22 protein-coding genes are annotated in these 23,255 nt (G+C 61.5%); 8 read left to right on the forward strand and 14 right to left on the reverse strand.

The genetic code is table 11. The annotated features are described in order from the left end of the window. Positions 1-239 precede the first annotated feature (239 nt). Positions 240-1,511 (forward strand): calcium-binding protein, encoded by a 1,272-nt coding sequence (locus UB90_RS12915; RefSeq protein ID WP_065326063.1) that lies wholly within the window; start codon positions 240-242, stop codon positions 1,509-1,511. Between the two features lie 286 nt (positions 1,512-1,797). Here the strand turns inward: UB90_RS12915 and UB90_RS12920 are convergent, their stop codons facing one another. Continuing rightward, positions 1,798-2,589: an abortive infection family protein gene (locus UB90_RS12920; RefSeq protein ID WP_065326113.1), complete on the reverse strand. Its 792-nt coding sequence runs from the start codon at positions 2,587-2,589 to the stop codon at positions 1,798-1,800. A 254-nt stretch (positions 2,590-2,843) separates the two neighbouring features. Next, positions 2,844-4,199 carry a proline--tRNA ligase gene (gene proS, locus UB90_RS12925; protein ID WP_005658481.1) on the reverse strand — a complete coding sequence of 452 codons (1,356 nt, stop codon included), beginning with the start codon at positions 4,197-4,199 and terminating at the stop codon, positions 2,844-2,846. Positions 4,200-4,957: 758 nt separating this feature from the next. Between proS and UB90_RS12930 the strand changes: the two genes are divergently transcribed. From UB90_RS12930 to UB90_RS12950, 4 genes are all read left to right on the forward strand, one after another. After that, positions 4,958-6,655: a GAF domain-containing hybrid sensor histidine kinase/response regulator gene (locus UB90_RS12930; RefSeq protein ID WP_227512093.1), complete on the forward strand. Its 1,698-nt coding sequence runs from the start codon at positions 4,958-4,960 to the stop codon at positions 6,653-6,655. A 121-nt stretch (positions 6,656-6,776) separates the two neighbouring features. After that, on the forward strand, positions 6,777-7,919 hold the full coding sequence (locus UB90_RS12935) for an AI-2E family transporter (protein ID WP_065326065.1): 1,143 nt from the start codon (positions 6,777-6,779) through the stop codon (positions 7,917-7,919). A 52-nt stretch (positions 7,920-7,971) separates the two neighbouring features. Continuing rightward, positions 7,972-8,649, forward strand: a complete 678-nt coding sequence (locus UB90_RS12940) for a P-loop NTPase family protein (protein WP_009177103.1) — start codon at positions 7,972-7,974, stop codon at positions 8,647-8,649. A 222-nt stretch (positions 8,650-8,871) separates the two neighbouring features. Further along, complete coding sequence (locus UB90_RS12950; protein ID WP_065326067.1) at positions 8,872-10,518, forward strand: Ppx/GppA family phosphatase; 1,647 nt, start codon at positions 8,872-8,874, stop codon at positions 10,516-10,518. 3 nt (positions 10,519-10,521) lie between these two features. Here the strand turns inward: UB90_RS12950 and UB90_RS12955 are convergent, their stop codons facing one another. Genes UB90_RS12955 through UB90_RS12965 form a run of 3 tightly spaced genes read right to left on the reverse strand, consistent with a single transcriptional unit; the run spans position 10,522 to position 11,633 of the window. After that, entirely contained in the window at positions 10,522-10,938 is a 417-nt protein-coding gene (locus tag UB90_RS12955) for a VOC family protein (protein ID WP_009176244.1), read from the reverse strand. Between the two features lie 22 nt (positions 10,939-10,960). Next, entirely contained in the window at positions 10,961-11,359 is a 399-nt protein-coding gene (locus tag UB90_RS12960; RefSeq protein WP_227431679.1) for a hypothetical protein, read from the reverse strand. 55 nt (positions 11,360-11,414) lie between these two features. Next, positions 11,415-11,633 carry a DUF1127 domain-containing protein gene (locus UB90_RS12965; RefSeq protein ID WP_065326068.1) on the reverse strand — a complete coding sequence of 73 codons (219 nt, stop codon included), beginning with the start codon at positions 11,631-11,633 and terminating at the stop codon, positions 11,415-11,417. 95 nt (positions 11,634-11,728) lie between these two features. Here UB90_RS12965 and UB90_RS12970 point away from each other — a divergent pair, with 95 nt between their 5' ends. Further along, on the forward strand, positions 11,729-12,628 hold the full coding sequence (locus UB90_RS12970; RefSeq protein WP_065331980.1) for a LysR family transcriptional regulator: 900 nt from the start codon (positions 11,729-11,731) through the stop codon (positions 12,626-12,628). On the opposite strand, the gene UB90_RS12975 is transcribed toward UB90_RS12970, so the two are convergent. From UB90_RS12975 to UB90_RS12990, 4 genes are read right to left on the reverse strand one after another with little or no spacing between them, the layout of a single operon-like run. Then, the gene (locus tag UB90_RS12975; protein ID WP_065326070.1) at positions 12,625-13,626 is read right to left on the reverse strand and encodes an endonuclease/exonuclease/phosphatase family protein; all 1,002 of its coding nucleotides are present in this window, start codon (positions 13,624-13,626) and stop codon (positions 12,625-12,627) included. The two genes, UB90_RS12970 and UB90_RS12975, sit on opposite strands and share 4 nt — an antisense overlap. Then, the gene (locus UB90_RS12980) at positions 13,607-14,314 is read right to left on the reverse strand and encodes a molecular chaperone DjiA (RefSeq protein ID WP_065326071.1); all 708 of its coding nucleotides are present in this window, start codon (positions 14,312-14,314) and stop codon (positions 13,607-13,609) included. Before UB90_RS12980 ends, UB90_RS12975 begins: the two co-directional genes overlap by 20 nt. 9 nt (positions 14,315-14,323) lie before the next feature. Next, positions 14,324-14,869: a GNAT family N-acetyltransferase gene (locus tag UB90_RS12985; protein WP_065326072.1), complete on the reverse strand. Its 546-nt coding sequence runs from the start codon at positions 14,867-14,869 to the stop codon at positions 14,324-14,326. Continuing rightward, entirely contained in the window at positions 14,866-15,468 is a 603-nt protein-coding gene (locus tag UB90_RS12990; protein ID WP_065326073.1) for a VOC family protein, read from the reverse strand. Before UB90_RS12990 ends, UB90_RS12985 begins: the two co-directional genes overlap by 4 nt. Before the next feature lie 216 nt (positions 15,469-15,684). Here UB90_RS12990 and UB90_RS12995 point away from each other — a divergent pair, with 216 nt between their 5' ends. Next, on the forward strand, positions 15,685-16,173 hold the full coding sequence (locus tag UB90_RS12995; protein WP_081285583.1) for a VOC family protein: 489 nt from the start codon (positions 15,685-15,687) through the stop codon (positions 16,171-16,173). A gap of 156 nt (positions 16,174-16,329) precedes the next feature. Here the strand turns inward: UB90_RS12995 and UB90_RS13000 are convergent, their stop codons facing one another. The 3 genes from UB90_RS13000 to UB90_RS13010 are packed head-to-tail and all read right to left on the reverse strand — an operon-like array spanning position 16,330 to position 19,687. Continuing rightward, complete coding sequence (locus tag UB90_RS13000) at positions 16,330-16,626, reverse strand: putative quinol monooxygenase (RefSeq protein ID WP_065326074.1); 297 nt, start codon at positions 16,624-16,626, stop codon at positions 16,330-16,332. Positions 16,627-16,641: 15 nt separating this feature from the next. Then, positions 16,642-18,771 (reverse strand): methylmalonyl-CoA mutase, encoded by a 2,130-nt coding sequence (gene scpA, locus UB90_RS13005; protein WP_065326075.1) that lies wholly within the window; start codon positions 18,769-18,771, stop codon positions 16,642-16,644. Continuing rightward, the gene (locus tag UB90_RS13010) at positions 18,734-19,687 is read right to left on the reverse strand and encodes a hypothetical protein (RefSeq protein WP_065326076.1); all 954 of its coding nucleotides are present in this window, start codon (positions 19,685-19,687) and stop codon (positions 18,734-18,736) included. The genes scpA and UB90_RS13010 overlap by 38 nt, the downstream gene beginning before the upstream one ends. 157 nt (positions 19,688-19,844) lie before the next feature. Between UB90_RS13010 and UB90_RS13015 the strand changes: the two genes are divergently transcribed. Continuing rightward, positions 19,845-20,369 carry a DUF4174 domain-containing protein gene (locus tag UB90_RS13015; RefSeq protein WP_065326077.1) on the forward strand — a complete coding sequence of 175 codons (525 nt, stop codon included), beginning with the start codon at positions 19,845-19,847 and terminating at the stop codon, positions 20,367-20,369. Positions 20,370-20,394: 25 nt separating this feature from the next. Here UB90_RS13015 and UB90_RS13020 read toward each other — a convergent pair whose 3' ends face one another. Together UB90_RS13020 and UB90_RS13025 are read right to left on the reverse strand one after the other, a co-directional pair. Continuing rightward, positions 20,395-20,922: a hypothetical protein gene (locus UB90_RS13020; RefSeq protein WP_227513962.1), complete on the reverse strand. Its 528-nt coding sequence runs from the start codon at positions 20,920-20,922 to the stop codon at positions 20,395-20,397. A 224-nt stretch (positions 20,923-21,146) separates the two neighbouring features. Next, the gene (locus tag UB90_RS13025) at positions 21,147-23,177 is read right to left on the reverse strand and encodes an acetyl-CoA carboxylase biotin carboxylase subunit (protein ID WP_065326079.1); all 2,031 of its coding nucleotides are present in this window, start codon (positions 23,175-23,177) and stop codon (positions 21,147-21,149) included. Positions 23,178-23,255 lie beyond the last annotated feature (78 nt).

Genomic DNA, 23,255 nt, shown 5'->3' on the forward strand with positions numbered 1-23,255 from the left:
ACCCCCAACCCGCAGGGCCCAACCGGATCAGGGCATGTTTCATGCCCGCAAGACGGGCGGGAGCTTGCCCCGGCCTGCAGAGGTTCAAATGAGTTTTCGCAAAATGCTCCACAAAAACCATAGGCCATGGGCCGATATGCCGGGGTGCGCAACCTTTTGGTAAGCGATCAGGGAGCACACTCTCATAGGTAGATTGGCCCCTTCACCATATCGATCAGCGCCATGAGGAGACTGATATCATGACCGCAATTTTGCCGGGACAAGATCCTCGGGTCGCACAGATTTTTCAGGATATGGCCAGCAACCAACGCGCCCTCAAGGATGCTGATGAGGTCGAACAGGCGGGCAAACGCGGCCGGGCGGCCATGCACACCGAATATCAGATGCGGGCAGACGACGGTCTCACCGTCAAGGAAGGCATGGGCGTCGGTGACATCAACCTCACCGCCCAGCGCTACCGCCAGCAGGCCGCAGATATGCGCGTTGCCATTGCAAAACTGCGCAATGAAGATCCCGACCACGCAGATTATGCCACCACAATCGCTATGCAGGTCCTCGGGCAGGTCAGCACCGGCGACACGATGGCGGACACGATCCTGATGTCGATCGTGGGCGGTGACGCGACGGATGACACGTTCCTCAGCGCCAAATTCGCCATGCCGGATGCGGTGGGCACCGCAGGCGCGGATGAGGTTTCGGTCGACACCGAGGGTATGATCTTTGGCGTCAAGACTGGCGACGGGGCTGATGTGGTCTCGCTCAGCGGCGCGCAGGTCTTTGACGTCAGCACCGATGCCACACCCACCATTGCCGTCACGATTGCGGACAAAAATGGCTCCAAAACCTGGAACAGCGCGCAAACCTTTGCCAATAATGACAGTCTGACCATTCAGGCCGGAACTGCGGGGTCCATCAGCACCGGCGGCGGTGACGACAGGCTCACTATTGATGCGGACAACCTCTACAGTGTTTCCGCTGGCGATGGGAACGACAGGCTGCGGATCTCAGCCGATTATGCGCAGGGCATCAACGCCGGTGCAGGCAATGATATTATTAGCTTACAGGCCACAATTGCCGAACGCATCAGCGGCGGCGATGGGGCCGATGCGATTGACGTGACGGCGGCGCGGGGCTCGGTGGATGGCGGTGAGGGCGACGATCTGATCCGCATTTCCGCAGCCGAAGCGGTGACCGTAAGCGGGGGACGCGGCAATGACCTGATCGAGCTGCGCAACGGCGGTGGCACCGTCACCCTGTCGCGCAAGACCGGGGACGGCGATGATATTGCCATGCTGGCACCGGGGGCGAAGCTGACAATTGCCTCTGCCGCGCCCACCAGCATCACCCGCGAGGGCGACAAACTGCTCCTGAGCTATGCCGATGGCGGTAGCCTCACCCTGAGCGGGATTGATCAGGCGGGAGAGATTTCCCTCGCCAATGCCCGCGGCGGTGATCCGGTACCGCTGCAAATCCCGCCGGCAGCCGCCGATGGTGTCGATCTGAGGGTCTGACGTTCGGGTCTGTCAGAGGCCACGACTGCCGCGCCTTTAGATGCCCGCGAAGACATGAGTATTGGCAGGCACGCAGTGGGCACACTCGCGCCTCGAGGTGCGCGCCCTTTACTTGCGTTGCACGCATCACTTGAGCAAAGACATCTGATCTGGATGCGGCTGCGCGGGTGTCGCGGGGCTGTCCGCACGAACTGCATCAACCAACGCGCGCAGCCGTAGCAACTTGTGGAACGGCGCGGATCTTAACTGAGTCTGCGCGAATGTCTGTTTCAAGATTCTGCCATGGCTATTGATCGCTGATCCGTTGCTCCTCAACTCTCGCTTGCCATGTTTCAATCAAAAAAAGGGCCATGGCCCCTGCGAGGTTAACCGTTAAAGCGGCATGACGCGGCTTGAATGGAACTCGTGAGCGCCCCCCAGCATGTGCATCACCACCTTTGTTGCGCAAAGAACCAATACTTTGAACGACGCTCTGGCAGTTTCCCAGAATCGTTTTGAACACTTCTTCTTGGTGCTGCGACGGTGCGAGCTTTAGAACTTTCGCGGCTTCAGAATATAGTTTCGGCACATTCCACTTCGCCTCCCAATCCGCACCGCTGTCTTCGATGATGTGTTTGCAGACCTCTTCAAGGAGCGTGCTCGCGGCGGTCACAGCGCCGTCAGGGTCGGCTGTTCGCCTCTCCAAAGCCTTCGCCCAAAAGGCTTGGACAGCAGGAGCATCATAGACGTCAAGACCGTCTGTGATCGTGGCGTCTGCCGCGCTGCCACCAGACTCGAGGAAGCTCAGCAACGGTATGAAGGCCTCATTGACGTGACCTCGGCGAATGGCCCAAGAACCAGAACCACTTGCAACGCTCGACAATGCCGACCGCACAGAATCTGCATCGTTTGAGTATCGTACAAAGCTCGGTAGAAGCCGCTTGCTCGCCGGGTCTTCCATTAGCCTTTGTCTGGCTAGTTTGTACGCGGCCTCCGCCCCCCCTTGGGTCGTTAGCCCAATGATGTTGTTTCTAAGAAATAGTGCGCATTCAAAAAGGTCGTCAGGAATCTCACGCTCAGCGTAATTGCCATATGTCATTAGCTTTCCTCGAAAAATGGCTTCCCGAATGTGGTCCAAGTGGCGATCCAATTGCAAGGTCTCAAACGTTTGAACCATCGAGACACCGGGCATTCGAGGAAACCGCAGCATCCCTAACGCTGAGCTCGAAGCCGACCTTTGCGGATATGCTTTGCGTTCACAGCATTGCTGGCCAAACACAACATTCGACATAGAAAAACCCTGCCCGACGGACCTGTCGGGCGGGGTTCTCAATTCTGTATGTACCGGTGGCTTTAGAAGCCGCGGGGCGTGGGGTGGTTGGCGTAGATCGCGGCGATTTTCTTTACCGCATCTTCCGGGCTCATCTCTTCGCTTTCGCCGGTGCGGCGCGAGGTCACCTCAACGACGCCGTTTTTCAGCCCGCGCGGGCCGACGGTGATGCGCCATGGCAGGCCGATGAGGTCCATGCTGGCGAATTTGCCGCCCGCACGCTCCTTGCGATCATCATAAAGCGGCTCCAGACCAATGGCGGTGAGCGCAGCATAGAGCTGCTCGCAGGCCGCATCCGCTTCATCGTCGCCCTGCTTGAGGTTCACGATCCCACAGTGGAAGGGGGTGACACCCTCGGGCCAGATGATGCCCTTGTCGTCGTGGCTGGCCTCGATGATGGCGCCGAGAAGACGCGACACACCGATCCCGTGCGAGCCCATGTGAACCGGCACGCTGTCGCCCTCGGCGGTCTGCACGGTGGCGCCCAGCGCCTCGGAGTATTTGGTGCCGAAGTAGAAGATCTGGCCAACCTCGATACCGCGGGCGACACGGCGGCGCTCTTCTGGCACCGCGTTGAACAGCGCCTCGTCGTGGGTCTCGTCGGTGCGGGCATAACGCGAGGTGAACTCTTCGAGCACGGCCTGACATTGTTCGACACTGTCATAGTCGATCTCGCGCGCGCCGAAGCTCAGATCGGTGATCTCGCTGTCATAAAAGACCTCCGACTCGCCGGTTTCGGCCAGCACGAGGAATTCGTGGGTGTAGTCACCACCAATCGGGCCGCCATCGGCGCGCATCGGGATCGCCTGCAGCCCCATGCGTTCATAGGTGCGCAGGTAGGTGACCAGATGGCGGTTGTAAGCGTGCAGCGCGTCCTCTTTGGTGAGGTCGAAGTTATAGCCGTCCTTCATGTAAAATTCACGCCCCCGCATCACGCCAAAGCGCGGGCGGATCTCGTCGCGGAATTTCCACTGGATCTGATACATCGTCAGCGGCAGATCTTTGTAGCTGGAGACATTAGAGCGGAAGATGTCGGTGATCAGCTCTTCGGCGGTGGGGGTGAACAGCATGTCGCGGTCATGGCGGTCGCGGATGCGCAGCATCTCCTCGCCGTAAGCATCATAGCGCCCGGACTCGCGCCACAGATCAGCCGACTGGATAGTGGGCATCAGCATCGGGATGTGGCCCGCGCGCATCTGCTCTTCGTGCACGATGCCTTCGATCTTTTTCAGCACGCGATAGCCCAGCGGCAGCCAAGAGTAGATCCCGGCGGCGGACTGTTTGATCATGCCGGCGCGCAGCATGTAACGGTGGCTGACGACCTGCGCCTCGGAGGGGGTCTCCTTGAGGACAGGCAGGAAATAGCGAGACAGGCGCATAATGGCTCCATGCGGTGAAAGATGTTTCGCCCGGTTTAGTGGCTGCGGCGGGTGTGGACAAGAGTTGAGATCAGACCGCCCTGCCCGCCACCTGTGGGCTGTGGCAGTTCTCAACCCTGACAGGCGCGATCACACGCTAGAGTAATTAACATCAAAATATCTCACATTTGATATTTGAAAATTATACATCCAATTATCAGGCGTCATTTCCCGGAACATCTGTCAGTTCTGCCATCGTCAATCTGACGTAGACCCTTACGCAATTTTGCGCTCATTTCACGAAATGCCAAATTACGCTCGGCCGGAATGAGTAGAGCATCCCTGTGCCGGGCGTGTTGCGCAACAGGATCTGGCAGCGACGCTTTTCCTCGGTTCTGGTCGGATAGCCCCGAATGCGGCATGTCGCACGCTCCTTTGAGAACTGAACGAGTCGGTCTATTCTGCACCTTTTGAGAGAATTTTCCCCGTGCCTGAGCGCCAAGTCGGGCTAGACATAACATTTTACGGCGACTCATATTTCACGCCCCTCGCTGTCATTAAAGCGTTTAACCAATTGGCCCCTCGCCATTTTTGGCGAGGCAATACTTCAAGGCTGCAGCAAAGAAAAATTCCCGCCCGAAAAAATAAATTCAATTCAATATAGTTTTTTGACACATTCGCACCGATTGTGCGTATTCAAGGAATGGAATTTAGTCACAATGTTCGGGCTACCCCATTTTTTTGATGCCCGATCCGCAGATGTTATAGATGTGTTGTTCATGACCCAAGCTGCAAAATTGACGCCTGATCCCTATGATGTGCAGCTGCGCGAGCTGGGGCTTGTGAAACATGAACGTGAAGCCGACATTGACAATCTGACCACGCTTGCGGCGCGGCTCCTGAATGTGCCGACCGCATTGGTGTCGGTGGTGCAGCGCAGTCTGGACCGACAGTTTTTCAAAAGCTGCATCGGTCTGCCGGAACTGTCGAGCGAACTGCGCCAGACGCCGCTGTCGCATTCCTTCTGTCAGTTTGTGCAGGATACCAATCAGCCCTTGGTGGTCACGGACAGTCGCAAGGATGCGCAACTGCGCGACAATGCGGCGGTGATTGATCTGGGCATGGTGGCCTATCTGGGCGTGCCGATCCACCTGCCGGATGGCAAACCCATCGGTGCGCTTTGCGTGATCGACCGGGTGCCCCGGCAGTGGAGCCATGATGACCTGAAAACCATGCAACAGCTGGGCTGTGCGCTGGATGATCTGATTGCGCTAAAACGGGCGCGTGATGTTGCAGCGGATGCGGAGGCGCGTGCGCAGCAGGATGCTGAGGCGCGCAAGACCCATCTTGCCCATATGAGCCATGAAATCCGCACGCCGCTCAATGGGATTATCGGCTCGGTCGATCTGCTGATGCGCGGGGCCTCCAGCCTCAATGCGGATCTTAGGGAACAAAACGATCTGCTGCGCACCATCAACCGCTCTGCCCAGAGCCTTCAGCGCCTGCTGAACGATGCGCTCGATATTGCCAAGATCGACGCAGGCAAGCTGGAACTGGCCCCGGCCGCCTTTGATCTGCGCGAGGTGGTGAATGATGCGGTCAAACTGTTTTCGGCGCAGGCCAGCCAGAAAGGGGTCGATCTGACCCATAGTTTCCGCGAGATCGATGCCAAGGAATGGCGCTATGGCGATCAGTTCCGCCTGTCGCAGATCCTTGGAAACTTGTTGAGCAATGCGATCAAATTTACCGATCAGGGTACGGTCAGCCTGCATCTGCATGGCACCCCTGACGCGCTGCATCTGACCCTGAGGGACAGTGGCTGCGGGATCGCGTCAGATCGGCTGGATAAGCTGTTCCTCCCCTTCACGCAGGCCAGCGCGCATGTGGCCCATGAAAAGGGTGGCACCGGGTTGGGGCTGACGATCGTGCATCAGATGGTGGAGCTGATGCAAGGGCGCATCCGGGCCGAGAGCACCCCCGGCGAGGGCACCATCTTCCACCTCTACCTGCCGTTGCCGGTGACCGACGCCGAGATTGAGCCTGTGATCGAAGAGTTCAATTTCGACGTCCCCACCCGCAGGGCTGAGGACTTGCCGCTGCTGGGCAAACGGGTCTTGGTGGCCGATGACAGCCCGGCCAACCGCTTGGTCCTGCAGAAGATGCTGGAAAACCTCGGGGCGAGTGTCGACAAGGCCTATGACGGCAGCGATGCCTTTGGTCGCGCGGTCACCACCCGCTATGACGTGCTGTTGCTGGACATACAGATGCCGGGCCACAAGGGCACCGAAGTGGTGCGCAAACTGCGCGCGCATCCCCGCCATCTTGCCCATTCCGCGCTATGTATCGCCGTCACTGGCAATACCTATGGCGATCAGGTCGAGGAATATCTGGACGCCGGTTTTGACGCTTGGCTCGGCAAGCCGCTGCGCCAGCCGGACTTGTTGCGGGTGCTCTCCCCGCTGATCCCGGATCTCTAGACGCCTAGCCCTCTAGAGATAGAAACCGAGGCGCTGCAAACGCCAACTCTCTCTTGCAACTGAAGAGAGCATGGGCGATCACAGACGCATCCGCGAACAGCCATAGCGAGGATGCCGGATCATGGCTCTGCCCGCCCGCAAACAATTGAAATACTGGGGCCTTGCCGCAGTCATATTCGCAGTGATCATGTGGGCGCTTGGCAATGTGCTGATGCCCTTTATCCTTGGTGGGGCGATTGCCTATATCATCGACCCGCTCGCCGACCGGCTGGAGCGGGCGGGACTGAGCCGCGAAGGCGCCACTGCGGTGATCACAGTGGGGGCGGTGCTGATTTTCCTCATCATGCTGCTGCTGATCGTGCCAGCCCTGATCAACCAGATGATCGATCTGGTGCAGACCCTGCCGCAGGCGATGTCCAATCTGCGTTCCTTTGCACAGGAGCATTTCCCGTCGTTGTTTGAAGACAACAGCCAGGTCCGCGAGGCGCTGGCGGGACTTTGGAAAATCGTTCAGGACAAGAGCGTCACCTTGCTGCAGACCTTTGTCGGCTCGGCGATGTCGCTTTTGAATATCGTGGTGCTTTTGGTGATCGTGCCGGTGGTGGCTGTCTATCTCTTGGTGGATTGGGACCGGATGGTGGCGCGCATTGATGATCTGCTGCCGCGCGACCATGCGCCGGTGGTGCGCCATCTGGCGCGCGAGATTGACCGGGTGCTGTCGTCTTTCATTCGCGGCATGGGCATGGTCTGCGTGATCCTTGGCAGCTATTACGCGGTGGCCCTGATGCTGGTGGGGCTGAACTTTGGTCTGGCGGTGGGCTTTGTCGCGGGGCTGGTTACGTTTATCCCCTACCTCGGGGCCATTATCGGCGGCGTGCTGGCCATTGGGCTGGCGCTGTTCCAGTTCTGGGGCGCCGTGGAAGGCGCGGATGGCGAGATGATCCGGCAGGGCACTGACTGGCTGCGGATTGCGCTGGTGGCGGGCATCTTTGTGATCGGCCAGATGGTCGAAGGCAATTTCCTGACACCCAAGCTGGTGGGGAATTCAGTCGGGCTGCACCCGGTCTGGCTGCTGCTGGCGCTGTCGGTGTTTGGCGCATTGTTCGGATTTGTCGGCATGTTGATCGCGGTGCCGGTGGCGGCGGTCATCGGGGTGGTTGCACGTTTCGCCGTGGATCAGTATTTGCACAGTCGCCTCTATCAGGGGCTCTCTCACCGGGATGCCGCCACCCTCGCGCCTGAGGACCAGCGCTCCGACATCTGAAACATAGGGTTCGACCCGCCCGAGCCATACGCATAAAACAAGCAGACTGCCGATGTCCGAACAGCTGAGCTTTGATCTCCCGGCGAAACCCGCGCTGGGGCGGGATGATTTCTTTGTGGCACCGTCAAACGCCATGGCGGTCGCACTGATCGACCCGGCCTTTGCGTGGCCTTCGGGCAAGCTGGTCCTGACCGGGCCAAAGGGGTCCGGCAAAACCCACCTCGCCCATGTCTGGGCCAAGGAGAGCGGCGCCCGTGTGGTGCCAGCCCGTGCCCTGACCGAGGCCGATGTGCCCGATCTGGCAAGCGGTCCGGTCGCCATCGAGGATGTCCCGGCAATCGCCGAGGATGCGCGGGCGCAAAAGGCGCTGTTTCACCTGCATAATATGGTGCTGACCCATGGGCACCGGCTGATGCTGACGGGCCGCCCTGCCCCGAACCTTTGGGGTCTGGGGCTGGCGGATCTGCAAAGCCGGGTGCAGGCGGCGACCCATGCCGCCCTTGAAGCCCCGGATGACGCGCTGCTGGCGGTGGTGCTGGCGAAACTCTTTAATGACCGACAGATCACCCCCAAGCCCGACGTGATCCCCTATCTGGTCGGGCGGATGGATCGCAGCTTTGCCGCTGCGGCTGCGGTGGTGGATCAGTTGGACCGTCTCGCGCTCGCAGAACAGCGCACCCTCAGCCGCGCGCTGGCGATCCGCATGATGTCGAGCGATCAGGAGGGCTGAGGCTATGGGCACGCCGCAGGAGAGCGACACAGGAGAGTTTTGCGCCCTGCCTGCCCCTGTCTCTGTCTTACCTGCGCCTGTGCCCCAGCCCGCTCAGCGACAGTCCAGCCAGCGACAGCTCATATCGAGACGCAAGGAAATTGCCGCAATGCTGCATGTGCGAATTGACCTGATCGCCTTGATACCCCATTCTTTCCAAAGTCAAAACGCCCCGGAGCCTGCATGACCATTCAGCCCGCTGCCCCGCACCGTGACCTCGATACAGCGACCTCCGGGTCGGACCCGTCAGAGGCCGCGCGATCTGATGCACCGGCAGAGGATTGGGGCCCCTATGGCCGTCCTCTGTTTAATGACCCGGATGCCCGCGCGCTGAGCCGGGTGGGCGTGGTCGATGTGGGGTCGAACTCTGTGCGGCTGGTGGTGTTTGATGGCGCAGCGCGCAGCCCTGCCTATTTCTACAACGAGAAAATCATGTGTGGCCTTGGCGCGGGTCTGTCCGACACCGGCAAGCTCAACCCCAAGGGCCGCGCCCGCGCGCTGGAAGCGCTCAAGCGGTTTCAGATGCTGGCAAAGGGCCTGCTCAAGGACCCGCTTACTGTGGTGGCGACGGCGGCGGTGCGCGACGCCAGCGATGGGCCGGAGTTCTGCGCCGAGGTTGAGGCCGCGACGGGTCTGCGCATCCGCGTCATCACCGGCGAAGAAGAGGCGCGGCTGTCGGCACAGGGCGTGCTCTTGGGCTGGCCCGGTGCCTATGGGCTGATCTGCGATATTGGCGGCTCCTCCATGGAGTTGGCGGAAATCCACGACGGTGAGGTCGGCAAATGCGTGACCTCGAACCTCGGGCCGCTGAAGCTCAAGGACATCAAAGGCGGTCGCCGGGGCCGCAAGGCGCATATCGACGAGGTGATGGCCTCGCTGCGTGACCAGCTTGGCGATCAGCGGGATCGTCTGTTCCTTGTGGGCGGCAGCTGGCGGGCGATTGCGCGGCTGGATATGCTGCGGCGCAACTACCCGCTGACGGTGCAGCACGAATATCGCATGACCGCAAAGGACGTGCGCGAGACGATCAAATTCATTGAGAAGGGCGATCTGGAAAAGCTGCGCTCCGAGTGCGGCGTGTCCTCGGCGCGGATGGCATTGGTGCCTTATGCGATTGATGTGCTCTCGCGCCTTATCAAGACCTTTCGGCCCAAGGATATCGCGATTTCCAGCTATGGGATTCGCGAGGGGCTCTTGTATGAACAAATGCCCGACCGTCTGCGCCAGCGCGACCCGCTGATTGAGGCGGCGCGCTTTGCCGAGGCCAAGGACGCGCGGGTTCCGGGCTTTGGCAAGACGCTATACACCTTTGTAAAACCGCTGTTTTCCGGCGCGCCCTACGCCAAGATGCGCCTTGTTAAGGCGGCCTGTGTGCTGCATGACGTCAGCTGGCGCGCGCACCCGGATTATCGCGCCGAGGTCTGTTTTGACAACGCCACCCGCGCCAATCTCGGCGGGCTGAAACACTCCGAACGGATCTTTCTTGGGCTGGCGCTGCTGCATCGCTATCGCAACAAACGGCAGGGCACTCATTTCGAACATCTCTACGATCTGCTGCCGCCGGAAAAACAGAAAGAGGCCGAAATCCTCGGCAAGGCGATGCGCTTTGGCGCGATGCTGATGGTGGGCGAGGATCAGGACATCGGGAGCCTGCGCTGGCAGCCCCGCAAACGCCTCCTGCATGTGGAATTGCCCGCCGCCAGCACCGCGCTGTTTGGCGAGGTGGCAGAGTCGCGGCTGATGTCGCTGGTCAACACGCTAAAGGCCGAGGTGCGGGTGACCGTTGCCGGCACGCGCGGCGCGCTGTTGGAAAAGGACGCGCGGGACTAGCGCCTATCCGTCGCGTCCCGGCTCGTTTGGATTGCTGGCATAAAGGGCGATCTTGTTGCCCTGCGGGTCGCGCAAATAGCCTACGTAAAACCGCGGACCATAGGCCGCGCGAAAGCCCGGCTGCCCCTCGTCACTGCCGCCCGCGCGCAGCGCTGCGGCGTGGAGGTCGCGGACCTGCGCTTGGTTTTGCGCCTCAAACGCCACCATCGCGCCATTGCCCGCCGAGGCAGGCCGCCCGTCAAAGGTGGGTTTCACGTAATAATCAGGCGCGACCGGTGACTGCCCCGTTGCTGTCGGCAAAGCGTAGCTCAGCCCCTCTGGCCCCTCGGTTAGCGTATAGCCAAGAGCGGGCATAAAGGCGGAATAGAACCTTTTGGCGCGCGGGATGTCATCCGCGCCGACCGTGACATATGAGATCATGACCTTCTTTCCCTGCGGCAGGTCATAGCTCGATGCTGCCGTCCTCAGTCGCTTTTGGCGTGGTCTCGGGCTGTGGGTCCTTGCGGCGGATGATGATGTCGCCGTTGGGCAGGATTTCCGGCATCTCGTAGACGCTCCAGTCCTCTACCTGATCGGCGATATCCGCCAGCGCAGGCCCCATCTCGGTGAGGAAGCTGCGCATGGAGGGGCCGATTTCCGCAAAGAGGCGCGCGGCCTCTTCGAGCGTCGGCTCCATTTCGCGGCGCAGCCCCTCAAAGAACAGCTCCATTCCGCGGTCCATCAGTGTGGGGCCTTCGTCCGTCGGGGCGTCTTCTGCGGCGAGCGGCAGGGCCAACAGGGCCGCAACCCCGGCCCCAAGGGCAAGGCGGCGAAACATGCGGGGGCGAATATCCTGTGTCATGCCTCAGATTATAGCGCGCTTCTGTAACAGGCATAGGGGGACAAATCTGCGCCGCTTACCCCCGCCACATCGGCTTGGCGATCTCTTGCCGAAGGGCGGCGCGGGTCCAGCCTGCATCCTGCAAGGCGCTGTCGGGCGCGCCGAGCAACTCTCGTGCCAGCATCAGGCGCAGGCGACGCCGGGCAAGCCAGAGCGCCAGCCCCCGCTGATCCGGGGCGCAACAGTTCGGGCGCAAGGGGCGCACGTGCGGCAGGGTCAGAATATCGGCGGACATGAGAGGTTCCTTTGTTCCAATACCGCCAGATTAGCCCTATATCTATCCCAGAAAAATTGAGTTCTTTTCCCGCCCTTTGGTCTTTTTAGGAACATATGCGACATCTGCCACCCCTCTCCGCCCTGCCCGCATTCGAGGCCACCGCCCGGCTTGGGTCCGTCACCGCTGCGGCCGCCGAACTGGGCCGGACCCATAGCGCCATCAGCAAACAACTGCGTCATCTGGGCGAGGATCTGGGCGGCGCGCTGTTTGAAAAAGACGGCACCGGATTGCGGCTGACCCAGCGTGGTGCACAGTTGCAGGCGGAGCTGCGGCCCATGCTGGACCGGCTGGATCATGTGGCGCAGCTTTTGCGACAGCAGCAGGATCAGCGCCGGGTGCGACTGGCGGTGAGCGCCACCTTTGCCACCCGCTGGCTGACCCCGCGCCTGCCCCGGTTTTATGCGCAGCACCCGGATGTGGAGGTGGATTTGCTGATGTCCGGCCCCCACCGGGACATGCGCGACACCTATGATCTGATCCTGAGCTATGATCGTCTGCGCGGCCCTCTGCGGGACACGCGCAGGCCCGAAATCCTTGGCGATACCTCTTATGGTCCGGTCTGCGCGCCGGGTTATCCACTGGTGCAATCGCCCGAGGGTTGGCGCGCGGAGCTACGGTTGGTGCACGCTGGCGCGCCGCAATCCTGGGACGCGTGGTGCCGTCTGAGCGGCGTGGCCCTGCGCGCCACGCGTGAGAGCGCCTATCCGCACCACATCCTCGCGCTGGAGGCGGCGGCAGCGGGGCTTGGCGTGGCGGTGGCAGAGCGGCGGCTGGTGGCGGATGATCTGGCCTCGGGGCGGCTGATTGCGCCGCTGGGGTTTGTGCACGTGTCCAATGGCTTGCAGGCGATCGTCACCCCGGCGGGTGAGACCAGCGGCCAGCACAAACATGCGGTGCGCGCGGTGCTGGACTGGCTGCGCGCCAGCGTCGCCGAAGAAAACGCGCAGGATTAGGCGGAGGCAAACTCCAGATCCAGCGTGACCGGGAAATGGTCCGACGCCATCAGGAGCGCCTGACAGAGCGTGGGCGTGCCATAGCAGGCGGCATCCTCAAACGGGTGCCAGATGCGCCATTTCGGCTGATGCGCCTGCAAGGGCGGCGAGATCATGATATAGTCCAGCAACGCCTGAAAATACCGCCCTTCCAGGTGGTTATAGAACCGCGCCGAGGTCGGCAGCCCCTGTTGATTGGGCCGAAGCAAATGGCGCGCGTGGGGGTCAAACAGCTCTGCCCCCATGATGATTTCCACCGAAGAGCGGCCAAAAAGCGCCTCGTAGACATCAAGGCCGGGGCCGTCATTCAAATCCCCCATCACCACCAGCGGATCGCCCGCCTCCAGATGGTCCTCCACCCGCCCCCTGAGCCAGACCGCCTGCGCCAGCTGCTTGCGGCGGTTGGCAATGGAGATCGCGCGGGCTTCTTCCGGGGTGCGCGCGCCATGGGGGGCCTTGGATTTCAGATGCGCGCCGATCAGGCGAAAGGACATGCCATCCCCCGGGGTCACCATAAGCTCCATCGGGGGTTTGGAAAACCGCACCATATCGGCCTTGGCATCCACGTCGAGGTCAATTTCAAACATCGCATCAAACCGGGGCGCACGGGGCGATGAGATGGGCGCATGTTCCGCCTGCATCACATTGGAATCAAACAGGAATGCGATCTCCTGACGGGTGTCATTGGCAAAGCCCATCACCACGTCCCTTGTGCGCAGATCGGCCCATTCGGCAAACCGCGTGAGCGCGCGCACGGTGCTTTGACGTTTGCCGGTGTTGGGGCCCTCAATGATGGTGATGCCATCGGCGTCGATGGCGCGCAGCACATCGGCAATGGCCTCGGCCTGCGCGCGGCGGCTGACCTCGTGACGGGCGGAGGGGGCCTCATCCAGACGCAAGTGATCGCTCTCGTCAAAGAGCGCCTCGAACCATTCGATATTATACGTGCTCAGGCGCATGATCGCGGGCTTGCGCCTTGCCACCGAGGTCTTCCCACGCGCGGTTGATGTCGATCATGCGCTTTTCGGCCAGCCGGATCGCCTCTTGCGGGACGCCGCGCGCGATCATCGCGTCGGGGTGGTTGTCGCGCACCAGCCGACGCCAGATGCGGCGAATGTCTTCCATCGGGGTGCCGGGGGCCACGCCCAGCACCTCATGCGGGTCTTTGGGGGCATCTTCGACAAAGCGCGCCCGAAGCGAGCGGAACTGTGCTTCGGACTGGCCAAAGATGCGGCTCACCTCCTCAAGGAACACGTCCTCATTGGGGTGGTAGAACCCGTCGGCAATGGCGATGTGAAACAGCCCCTCCATCAGGTCGCAAAGCGTTTCGGGATCATCCGAGAACATCGCCCGGATGCGGCGGGCATAATCGTCGTAGCCTGCGATATCCTGCCGGGCGAGGTTGAAGACCCGCGCGGCCTGCGCCTCATCTTCGGCAGCGATCTGGAACACCTCGCGAAAGGCGGCGACCTCATCGCGGGTCACCTGCCCGTCGGCCTTGGCCATCTTGGCCCCCAGCGCGATCACCGCGATGGTGAAGCCCACGGAGCGTTCCGGCGGCGTGCGCAGGCGGTCGAACACCTCGGCCAGGCTTTCGCCCTGCGTCAGCGCCGCAAGCGCCTCGGTTATGCGGGTCCAGAGTGACATAAGGCCAGTTTAGCCGGGATTGACCGCGCTGTCAGGCGGGGCAGTGCCGTCCTCACGCAGAATTTTCTGCATCAGCACAAGATCGAGCCACTGATCCCATTTGCGCCCCACCTGCGGCAGGCGTCCCACCTCTGTGTAGCCACAGGCGGCGTGGAACTGTTGGGCTGCAGGATTGGCGCTGCTGATGGCGGCGACCATGACGTGGATGCCGCCTTCAATAGCTCGGTTTTCCAGTTCAGTCAGGAGCTTACGGCCTGCCCCTCGTCCACGGGCGGCCTCTGAGAGGTAGATCGACAGCTCTGCCGTATGGCGATAGCCCTCGCTGCTGCGAAAGCCCGTGTAGGTGGCGTAGCCAAGGAAGTCCCCATCCCTATCTTCGGCCACCAGAATGGGCGGATCACCATAGAGGATATCATCCTGCCAGTCGCTGAGCGCGCGCGCCTCGGTTGCGAAGGTCATAAGCGTGGTGTCAACGATGTGGCGCTGCAGATGCGTGATCGCCTCGGTATCGCGGTCGCGGGCGGGTCTGATCCGCGTCGTCTGTGCGGCGGTCATGACAGATGGCGCAGCCCGTGCGGCGTGTAGATTTCCGCCCGCAGCGCGGCGGGACCGGGTTCAAACACCACCCTTGCATCATCAAGCGGCAGCAGCTCTGCCAGAGCCTGCGCCTCCGGGTGGGAGACCACCAGACGACGCAGGCTACAGCCCTGTTGCGTCAGGCGCGGTGCAGGGTGCGGCCCCTGCCACTGGATCAGCGCGGGAAAAATGTTGTCATAGGGCAGGATGCCGCTTTTGGGCACCGCCATCTGCCAGCTGAGATCCCCACGGGTGAGCGAGACCGGCGCGCCCGCATCCACCGGCAGCGCGGCCAGCGTGCCGTCCAGATCGGAGCTGCGGCAGATCCAGTTGGCGATCCGGGCCGCACCGTCGAACCGGTCCAGATCAAACCAGCGCGGTTGACGCTCCGGGGTGGCCTCCGGGTCGATGGCGATGGCCTCCAGATAAAGCCCGTCTGCCAGCCCCAGGAGACGGTTGTGGGTGCCAAAGACCGCATGTTCCCCGCCCGGCTGCAGGGGCACGCCAAGCGCCTCCTCGACATGGGCGGTGGCCTCGGCCAACGTGTTGGCGGCAATGGCGAAATGGTCGAGTTCCATGGTGAGGCCCCTTGGCTGGATCGGAGTGGTCCTGGGCGGCAGCCTAGCAAATCCGGTGGGGAAGGAAACCCGCATTGCGCGGGTCGCAAAGGCATGGCGGTCTTGTTGTTTTGTGCTTGATCTAAAGTGAGCTTGAGGAATTACCGTCTGAGTCGCCGCCCCGGTTGTGCTGCTCTGCACCCCATGGGGCGCACCGACGATGACTGGAGTTCACATATGCACGACCCTATGACGCCCGAAGACTGGGCCGCAAACAACATCCTTGGCATCTATGAGACGCATCTGCCGGTGCGGGATCTGGACCGTTCGCTGGCGTTTTATACCGGCCAGCTGGGATTGAAGCTGGCGCATCGTTTGCCCGCGCGCAATGTCGCCTTTGTCTGGGCCGGACCCAAGGAGGTGGGCATGCTGGGCCTCTGGGGGGCGGGCAGCGCGCCGCTGAGCATGACGATGCATTTTGCGTTTCGCGCGACAAAATCCGCCGTGTTGAGCGCCTGCGAGGTATTGCCGAGCCGGGGCATCACGCCGCTTGGCTTTGGTGGGACACCGGTCACAGAGCCGGTGGTGTTTGGCTGGATGCCTGCAATGTCGATCTATTTCAAGGACCCTGACGGCCATTCCATCGAGATGCTGCATATGCTGGAAGATGAGCCAGATGCCGGTTTTGGCGTACGCAGCTACTCCGACTGGCTCAACCGAGCGTAACCGAGGAGATAACCGGGGCGGCTCCCGCCCGTCCCGGTGGCATGTGCCATGCCACCACGCCCGTTGGGCGTGGCGCGTCGCACCCATTGGGTGCGACGCGCGCAGCCGACCCTCTCGTCGAGGGTCGGCTGCCACCGCCAGGATGAGACCCAGCGCCTAATCTTCGGTGATTTCATACGCGCGACGTATGCCCTGCGTTTTTTGACCCCAGAGGGAGGCCCCTGCCCGCAGTTGATGCGCGTCAAACGCCGCGCGATCCGTAAAACACTCCTCCACCCGCCAGACGGATGGATCATCGGTTTGCGTCACCTCAAAGGACAGGCACCCCGGCTCCGCCCGCGTGAGGCGGATGTGCTCCGGCAGATATTGCTCCACCAGGGCCTGCTCCTGCGCCGAGGCGCAGAAGAGATGGCCCGAGAGGTGCAAGCGGCCCTTGGGGGTTGCATCGCTCATATCGCGGCCCTCGCGTCAGCTGCGGGCATCGCGGATCAGCTCCAGAATGTCTTGCGCGGCGGTGGGGATATTGGTGCCGGGGCCAAAAATGGCCTTCACCCCTGCCTTATACAGGAACTCATAATCCTGCTGCGGGATCACCCCGCCACAGATCACGATGATATCCTCGGCCCCTTGTGCCTTCAGCTCTGCAATCAACTGCGGTGCCAGCGTCTTGTGCCCCGCCGCCTGAGAGGAGATGCCGATCACATGCACGTCATTGTCGATGGCGTCCTGCGCGGCCTCGGCCGGGGTCTGGAACAGCGGTCCCACGTCCACATCAAAGCCGATGTCGGCAAAAGCGGTAGCGATCACCTTTGCGCCCCGGTCATGGCCGTCCTGCCCCATCTTGACCACCAGAAGGCGCGGGCGGCGGCCCTCTTCTTCGGCAAAGGACTCGATGGATTTCTGGATCGCAGCAAAGCCTTCGTCGCCCTCATAGGCCGCGCCATAGACACCGGCGAGGGTTTTCACCTCGGCGCGGTGGCGGCCAAACTCTTTTTCCATTGCCATGCTGATTTCTCCGACTGAGGCCCGGGCGCGGGCAGCCTCGACTGCCGCTTCGAGCAGGTTGCCGCCCTCAGACGCGCGGCGGGTCAGCTCGGCCAGAGCCGCCTCGCAGGCCGCCGTATCACGGCTGGCGCGGATCTGCTCGAGCCGGGCGATCTGGCTGTCGCGCACCTTGACGTTGTCCACATCAAGAATGTCGATCGGGTCTTCCTTGTCCTTGCGGTATTTGTTGACGCCGACGATTACCTCTTCGCCGCGGTCGATCATCGCCTGACGGCGGGCGGCGGTTTCCTCGATGCGCAGTTTTGGCATGCCCGAGGCCACGGCCTTGGTCATGCCGCCCATCTCCTCCACTTCCTGCATCATCGCCCAGGCCTTATCCACGAGTTCGGCGGTGAGGCTCTCGACATAATAGCTGCCGGCGAGCGGGTCGACGACATTGGTGACGCCGGTTTCTTCCTGCAAGATCAACTGGGTATTGCGCGCAATGCGCGCCGAGAAATCAGTGGGCAGCGCGATCGCCTCATCCAGCGCATTGGTGTGCAGACTTTGCGTGCCGCCCAGAACCGCGCTCATCGCCTCGTAGGCGGTGCGGATCACGTTGTTGTAAGGGTCCTGTTCCTGCAGGCTCACACCCGAGGTCTGACAGTGAGTGCGCAGCATCTTGGAGCGGTCGGATTTGGCGTCAAACTCCGTCATCACCCGATGCCAGAGCGTGCGGGCGGCGCGCAGTTTGGCGGCCTCCATGAAAAAGTTCATGCCGATGGCAAAGAAGAACGAAAGGCGGCCTGCAAATTTGTCCACGTCCATGCCCGCCTCGATGGCGGCTTTGACGTATTCGCGCCCATCCGCCAGCGTATAGGCGAGTTCCTGAACGAGGTTCGCGCCCGCCTCCTGCATGTGGTAGCCGGAGATCGAGATGGAGTTGAATTTCGGCATCTCGTTTGAGGTGTATTCAATGATATCCGCAATGATCCGCATCGAGGGTTCGGGCGGGTAGATATAGGTGTTGCGGACCATGAACTCCTTGAGGATGTCGTTCTGAATGGTCCCGGAGAGGAGCGCCTTGTCGTGGCCCTGCTCTTCGCCCGCAACGATGAAGGAGGCCAGGATCGGGATCACCGCGCCATTCATGGTCATGGAGACCGAAACCTGATCAAGCGGGATGCCGTCAAAGAGGATTTTCATATCCTCAACGCTGTCGATGGCGACACCGGCCTTACCGACATCGCCCATCACCCGTTCATGGTCGCTGTCATAGCCACGGTGGGTGGCGAGATCGAAGGCGACGGAGACGCCCTGCTGACCGGCGGCAAGGTTGCGGCGGTAAAAGGCGTTCGATTCCTCGGCCGTGGAAAAACCCGCATATTGGCGGATGGTCCAGGGTCGGCCTGCGTACATGGTGGCCTTTACCCCTCGGGTGAAAGGGCCAAAGCCTGGCAGAGTCCCCATATGGCCAAGGTTTGCGGTATCCTCGGCCGTATAGATTGGCTTTACGTCGATGCCCTCCAAGGTCTGCCAGGTGAGATCCTCGAGCGGGCGGCCGCGCAGTTCTTTTTCAGCCAGTGCCCGCCAATCGTCCGGTGTCTGGGTCATGCAATCGTCCTCTTGTCAGATCTTCCTGCGCGATTTGGTCAGGCGCAGGTGTGTTGGTGGTCGTGTCCGATTTATTCGGATCTTCGGCCAGTTCAGCGAGGCCATCGGCCCCGCCGACCAGCCACATCATATCGTCATAGTAACTCTCGCGCAGGCGCGCGGCCTCAGCCTCGGAAAAGGGCATCCAGCGGCCCTCCCCTTCGGGCAGGAGGTTGGTGATGCGCTTTGGCAGCTCTGCACGCAGTCCCGGCAAGCGCAGGCTGGCGTTCAGACGGAAGCTGCCGCGCACCCGCGGGCAGTCAACGCCGGTCACCGCCGAAAGCTGTGCTTCGGGCTGCGCTGCAAAAACCTCATGTGCGAAGACCCGGATGCGGGCACCGGGCATGGCGCAATAAATGTCCTGAATAACATCACGCCAGCTGCGCGTGGCCTCTGCGATGCGCGACAGTGTCCGCGCGTTGGGCAGACGCAGGGACTGTTCAAGCCGCACCGCCATGGCGGAGGCCCAGAAGCTCTCCGGGCTGCGGATATTGAGCATCACATCCGTGACAACGCCGGAAAAAGCATGATCCAGCCGCGACAGACGTTCGCCCGCGCCGGGATAGAGCGCGCCCAATGCAAAGCACTGTTCCAGCGGTTGCAGCATGGCCGCATCAGAGATTACCACAGCGGCAGTGCCTGCGTTATGCAACCCCGCCAGCTGCAAGGAGATCCGCCCGCGCGCGCGTTCAACCGGGTTGCGTCCGGTGACAGAAATCGCCCCCGGCTGCACCCCGTGCAACAGCCCCTTGCGCGTGCGCTCCGGTCCCATGAACGCAATCCCGTATTGCGACAGGGTTTCGCTTTTGCGGGTCATATAGTTCTGAAAGCTGCGGGTGGCGCAGCGGTGGGCACCGATATGCAAAATGACTTTCATCGCAGGTTCTCCTTGCGCAGGCTGAGGGCTCTGCAGAAAACCATGCGCGAAAGGGGTTCCTTCACGCTTAACAGAAGATGATTTTTTTGTGTCCTTGGGGGTTTCAGCGGTCGCTTTTACGCTGGGAACACATATATTTGCGCTTAGAGGAGAGCCTATGAACAGATTGCAAAGCCTCGCGCTGCTTGCCGCCCTGACCACCCTGCCCTTCACGCTGGCCCTTGCGGCGCAGGAGGCTGACGCCCCGCCGCGTGCACCGGATGCCGGATTGAGCGAAGACGCCGCCCCCGAAGAGCTGAGCGTTGAAGAGGCCGCGCCCGCATTTGAGATCCGCGATGGGTATGACGTGGATATCGAGGAATTCCAGTGGACCCATCGTCCGGTGGTGGTCTTTGCCGACAGCCCGGCGGACCCGCGATACCAAGAGCAGATCGACGAGCTGTTACAAGACATCCCGGCGTTGATGACGCGCGATGTGGTGGTGTTTGTGGACACTGACCCAAAGGCGCGCTCTGCCCTGCGCAAAAAGCTGCGCCCGCGCGGGTTCATGCTGGTTCTGATTGGCAAGGATGGCGGTGTGAAACTGCGCAAACCGCTGCCGTGGAGCGTGCGTGAATTGAGCCGCAGCATCGACAAGATGCCCACCCGGCAACGCGAAATCGAGGCCCGGCGCGGCGGGTAATCTCTGTTTCGTGCAAAGCGCGCGCCTAGTGGGTGCGGCCGCGTGAATAAAACAGACGCATGTTGCGCCGGTCGAAGACTGCGGTGAACTTGGCCTCCGGGTCGAAGATCAGCACCGATGTGGGGTCGAGAAGCGCGTTGAAATAGGCATCTTCCATCTCGACCGCCATACAATCCTTGCCACCGGTGCCCGAGGACAGCACCCCAAGACCTAGTGGCAGATCGCGGGTCATGATCTGTTCGGTCACGACAGTGGGCGACATGCCGGAGATTTCGAAGGCCACCGGCTTGCCCTCGGTGATGGCGCGCATGCCTGTGTCGACGTCGCGGACCTTTTTCACCATGGAGGTGATCCGGCTCGCCTTCACCTCGAAGAGGGCGGCGGTGCAATTGACCCGCGAGAAGAAGTAATATGTCTCGCCCAGCTTCACCCAATCCTGAATTTGCGAGCGGACCTTTTCCTCCTGATCGAGGCTGCAGGCCGCCATCAAAGCAGAGCCAACCAGCACCCCGGTGAGGGTACGCAGAAGGCGGCGAGGACGGGAAAGCGGCACGAGCAAAATCTCCGGCAATATCGGCATGGTGAAAACACCGGCAGGCAGAGACCTGCGGCAGGGCATATGCGTCAAAAATAGGCGCGCGCCCTTCAGAAAGGCTTAACGCCCCGGCCTGGTTGCTGGATTTTTGCGGAAATTTTGGCCCGCACGCACTGATCTGTTCCGCGCGCGGATGCGGCGGGATGAGATCAGGGGATATGCGGGCCAAATGGGTCAATGGATCACTCGAATTCGATGATCACATCATCCACCGCGAGGCTGTCGCCAGCGCCCGCGTTGATCTTGGAGACCACGGATTTTTTCTCGGCGCGCAGGATGTTTTCCATCTTCATCGCCTCGATGGTGCAAAGCGCCTGCCCTTCCTGCACTTCTTGGCCCACCTCGACGTTGATTTTCACAACAAGACCGGGCATCGGGCACAGGAGCATCTTGGAGGTATCCGGCGGCAGTTTTTCCGGCATCAAAGCTGCCAGTTCGGCCTGACGCGGACGGCGCACATGCACCTTGAGGTCAGCCCCCCGGCTGCGCACGCGGAAGCCTTGGGTGATCTTGTCGACCTTCAGAACCAAGGGCGCACCATCGGTCAGCACATGCGCGAGGCTATCCCCCGGCGTCCAGTCGGAGCTGACGCGGATTTCGCTTTTGTCCTCAAACCGCACGGTGGCGCCTTCGGGATCTGCAGAGATGCGCAGCGCATAAGAGTGATCGCCAATGGCCACCACCCAGTTGTTGCCAACCCGGCGTTCGTGGTTGTCCATGCGGCCTGAGACCTGCGTGCGGCGGATTTCGGCAACACGGTGCATCGCCGCACAAGACGCCGCAATCCGGCGCAGGTCGCTTTCGGGCAGGTTCACACCGTCAAAGCCCTCGGGGTATTCCTCGGCAATAAAGGCGGTGGTCATATCGCCCGAGACGAATTTCGGATGATCCATCACCGCCGACAGGAACGGCAGGTTGTGACCGATGCCTTCGACCTCGAAACTATCAAGCGCCACGCGCATCGCCTCAATGGCCGCCTCACGGGTCGGCGCCCAAGTGCAGAGCTTGGCGATCATCGGGTCGTAATACATTGAAATCTCACCGCCCTCATAGACGCCGGTGTCATTGCGCACGACCACATCGCCCGCATCCCCCGGTGCCACGCCGGGCGTATAGGCCGCCGTTTCCGCCGGGGGGCGATAGCGGGTAAGACGCCCGATGGAGGGCAGGAAGTTGCGGTAGGGATCTTCGGCATAAAGGCGGTTTTCAATCGCCCAACCGGTGAGCTTGACGTCATCTTGGGTGATCGACAGCTCCTTGCCAGCAGCCACGCGGATCATCTGCTCCACAAGGTCAACACCGGTGATGAGTTCGGTCACCGGGTGTTCGACCTGCAAACGAGTGTTCATCTCAAGGAAGTAGAAGTTCTTGTTGCCATCAACGATGAATTCCACGGTGCCCGCAGAGGCATAGCCCACGGCCTTGGCCAGCGCGACGGATTGCTCGCCCATGGCGCGGCGGGTCTCTTCATCGAGGAAGGGGCTGGGCGCCTCTTCGACGACCTTCTGGTTGCGGCGCTGGATCGAGCATTCACGCTCACCCAAGTAAACGCCGTTGCCATGGGCATCACAAAGCACCTGAATTTCGATGTGGCGTGGTTGGGTGACGAATTTCTCAATGAAAATCCGGTCATCGCCAAAGGAGTTCGCGGCCTCGTTTTTGGAGGATTGGAAGCCTTCGCGCGCCTCTTCGTCGTTCCATGCAATCCGCATGCCCTTGCCGCCGCCGCCCGCAGAGGCTTTGATCATCACCGGATAGCCGATCTCGTTGGAGATCTTCACTGCCTCATCGGCATCCGCGATCAGGCCCATGTAGCCCGGTACGGTGGAAACGCCTGCTTCCTGGGCGATTTTTTTCGAGGTGATCTTGTCCCCCATCGCCTCGATCGCGCCTTTGGGCGGGCCGACAAAGGCGACGCCTGCGGCCTCCAGCGCCTCGGCGAATTTGGCGTTTTCCGACAGGAAGCCATAGCCCGGATGCACCGCCTGCGCGCCCGAGGATTTGATCGCCGCCATGACGTTGTCGATGACGATATAGGATTGGTTGGCGGGGGCTGGCCCCACATGCACCGCCTCATCCGCCATTTGCACATGCAGCGCTTGACGGTCGGCATCAGAGTAGATGGCGACGGTCTCAATGCCCATCTTGCGCGCGGTCTTGATGACGCGACAGGCGATTTCCCCCCGGTTGGCGATCAGGATCTTATCAAACATGGGCTGTCCCTTGTGGTCCGTGTTGATGGGTCTGACGCGCACACAAAAAACCGCCGCGCACGGGGATGTCCCGTGGCG

The sequence above is a fragment of the Tritonibacter mobilis genome, assembly GCF_001681715.1.
Classification (GTDB): Bacteria; Pseudomonadota; Alphaproteobacteria; order Rhodobacterales; family Rhodobacteraceae; genus Epibacterium; species Epibacterium mobile.

Bases quoted from the DNA above. Each gene is read 5' to 3' on its own strand.
- UB90_RS12970 (WP_065331980.1), top strand. From the start codon at position 11,729: ATGCGACATCTGCCACCCCTCTCCGCCCTGCCCGCATTCGAGGCCACC.
- UB90_RS12990 (WP_065326073.1), bottom strand. From the start codon at position 15,468: ATGGAACTCGACCATTTCGCCATTGCCGCCAACACGTTGGCCGAGGCC.
- UB90_RS13000 (WP_065326074.1), bottom strand. From the start codon at position 16,626: ATGAGCGATGCAACCCCCAAGGGCCGCTTGCACCTCTCGGGCCATCTC.
- UB90_RS12995 (WP_081285583.1), top strand. From the start codon at position 15,685: ATGCACGACCCTATGACGCCCGAAGACTGGGCCGCAAACAACATCCTT.
- UB90_RS13010 (WP_065326076.1), bottom strand. From the start codon at position 19,687: ATGAAAGTCATTTTGCATATCGGTGCCCACCGCTGCGCCACCCGCAGC.
- UB90_RS13025 (WP_065326079.1), bottom strand. From the start codon at position 23,177: ATGTTTGATAAGATCCTGATCGCCAACCGGGGGGAAATCGCCTGTCGC.
- UB90_RS12930 (WP_227512093.1), top strand. From the start codon at position 4,958: ATGACCCAAGCTGCAAAATTGACGCCTGATCCCTATGATGTGCAGCTG.
- UB90_RS13015 (WP_065326077.1), top strand. From the start codon at position 19,845: ATGAACAGATTGCAAAGCCTCGCGCTGCTTGCCGCCCTGACCACCCTG.
- UB90_RS12965 (WP_065326068.1), bottom strand. From the start codon at position 11,633: ATGTCCGCCGATATTCTGACCCTGCCGCACGTGCGCCCCTTGCGCCCG.
- UB90_RS12975 (WP_065326070.1), bottom strand. From the start codon at position 13,626: ATGCGCCTGAGCACGTATAATATCGAATGGTTCGAGGCGCTCTTTGAC.
- UB90_RS12940 (WP_009177103.1), top strand. From the start codon at position 7,972: ATGTCCGAACAGCTGAGCTTTGATCTCCCGGCGAAACCCGCGCTGGGG.
- UB90_RS12955 (WP_009176244.1), bottom strand. From the start codon at position 10,938: ATGATCTCATATGTCACGGTCGGCGCGGATGACATCCCGCGCGCCAAA.
- UB90_RS12950 (WP_065326067.1), top strand. From the start codon at position 8,872: ATGACCATTCAGCCCGCTGCCCCGCACCGTGACCTCGATACAGCGACC.
- UB90_RS12960 (WP_227431679.1), bottom strand. From the start codon at position 11,359: ATGACACAGGATATTCGCCCCCGCATGTTTCGCCGCCTTGCCCTTGGG.
- UB90_RS12985 (WP_065326072.1), bottom strand. From the start codon at position 14,869: ATGACCGCCGCACAGACGACGCGGATCAGACCCGCCCGCGACCGCGAT.
- UB90_RS12980 (WP_065326071.1), bottom strand. From the start codon at position 14,314: ATGTCACTCTGGACCCGCATAACCGAGGCGCTTGCGGCGCTGACGCAG.
- proS (WP_005658481.1), bottom strand. From the start codon at position 4,199: ATGCGCCTGTCTCGCTATTTCCTGCCTGTCCTCAAGGAGACCCCCTCC.
- UB90_RS12915 (WP_065326063.1), top strand. From the start codon at position 240: ATGACCGCAATTTTGCCGGGACAAGATCCTCGGGTCGCACAGATTTTT.
- UB90_RS12935 (WP_065326065.1), top strand. From the start codon at position 6,777: ATGGCTCTGCCCGCCCGCAAACAATTGAAATACTGGGGCCTTGCCGCA.
- UB90_RS12920 (WP_065326113.1), bottom strand. From the start codon at position 2,589: ATGACATATGGCAATTACGCTGAGCGTGAGATTCCTGACGACCTTTTT.
- scpA (WP_065326075.1), bottom strand. From the start codon at position 18,771: ATGACCCAGACACCGGACGATTGGCGGGCACTGGCTGAAAAAGAACTG.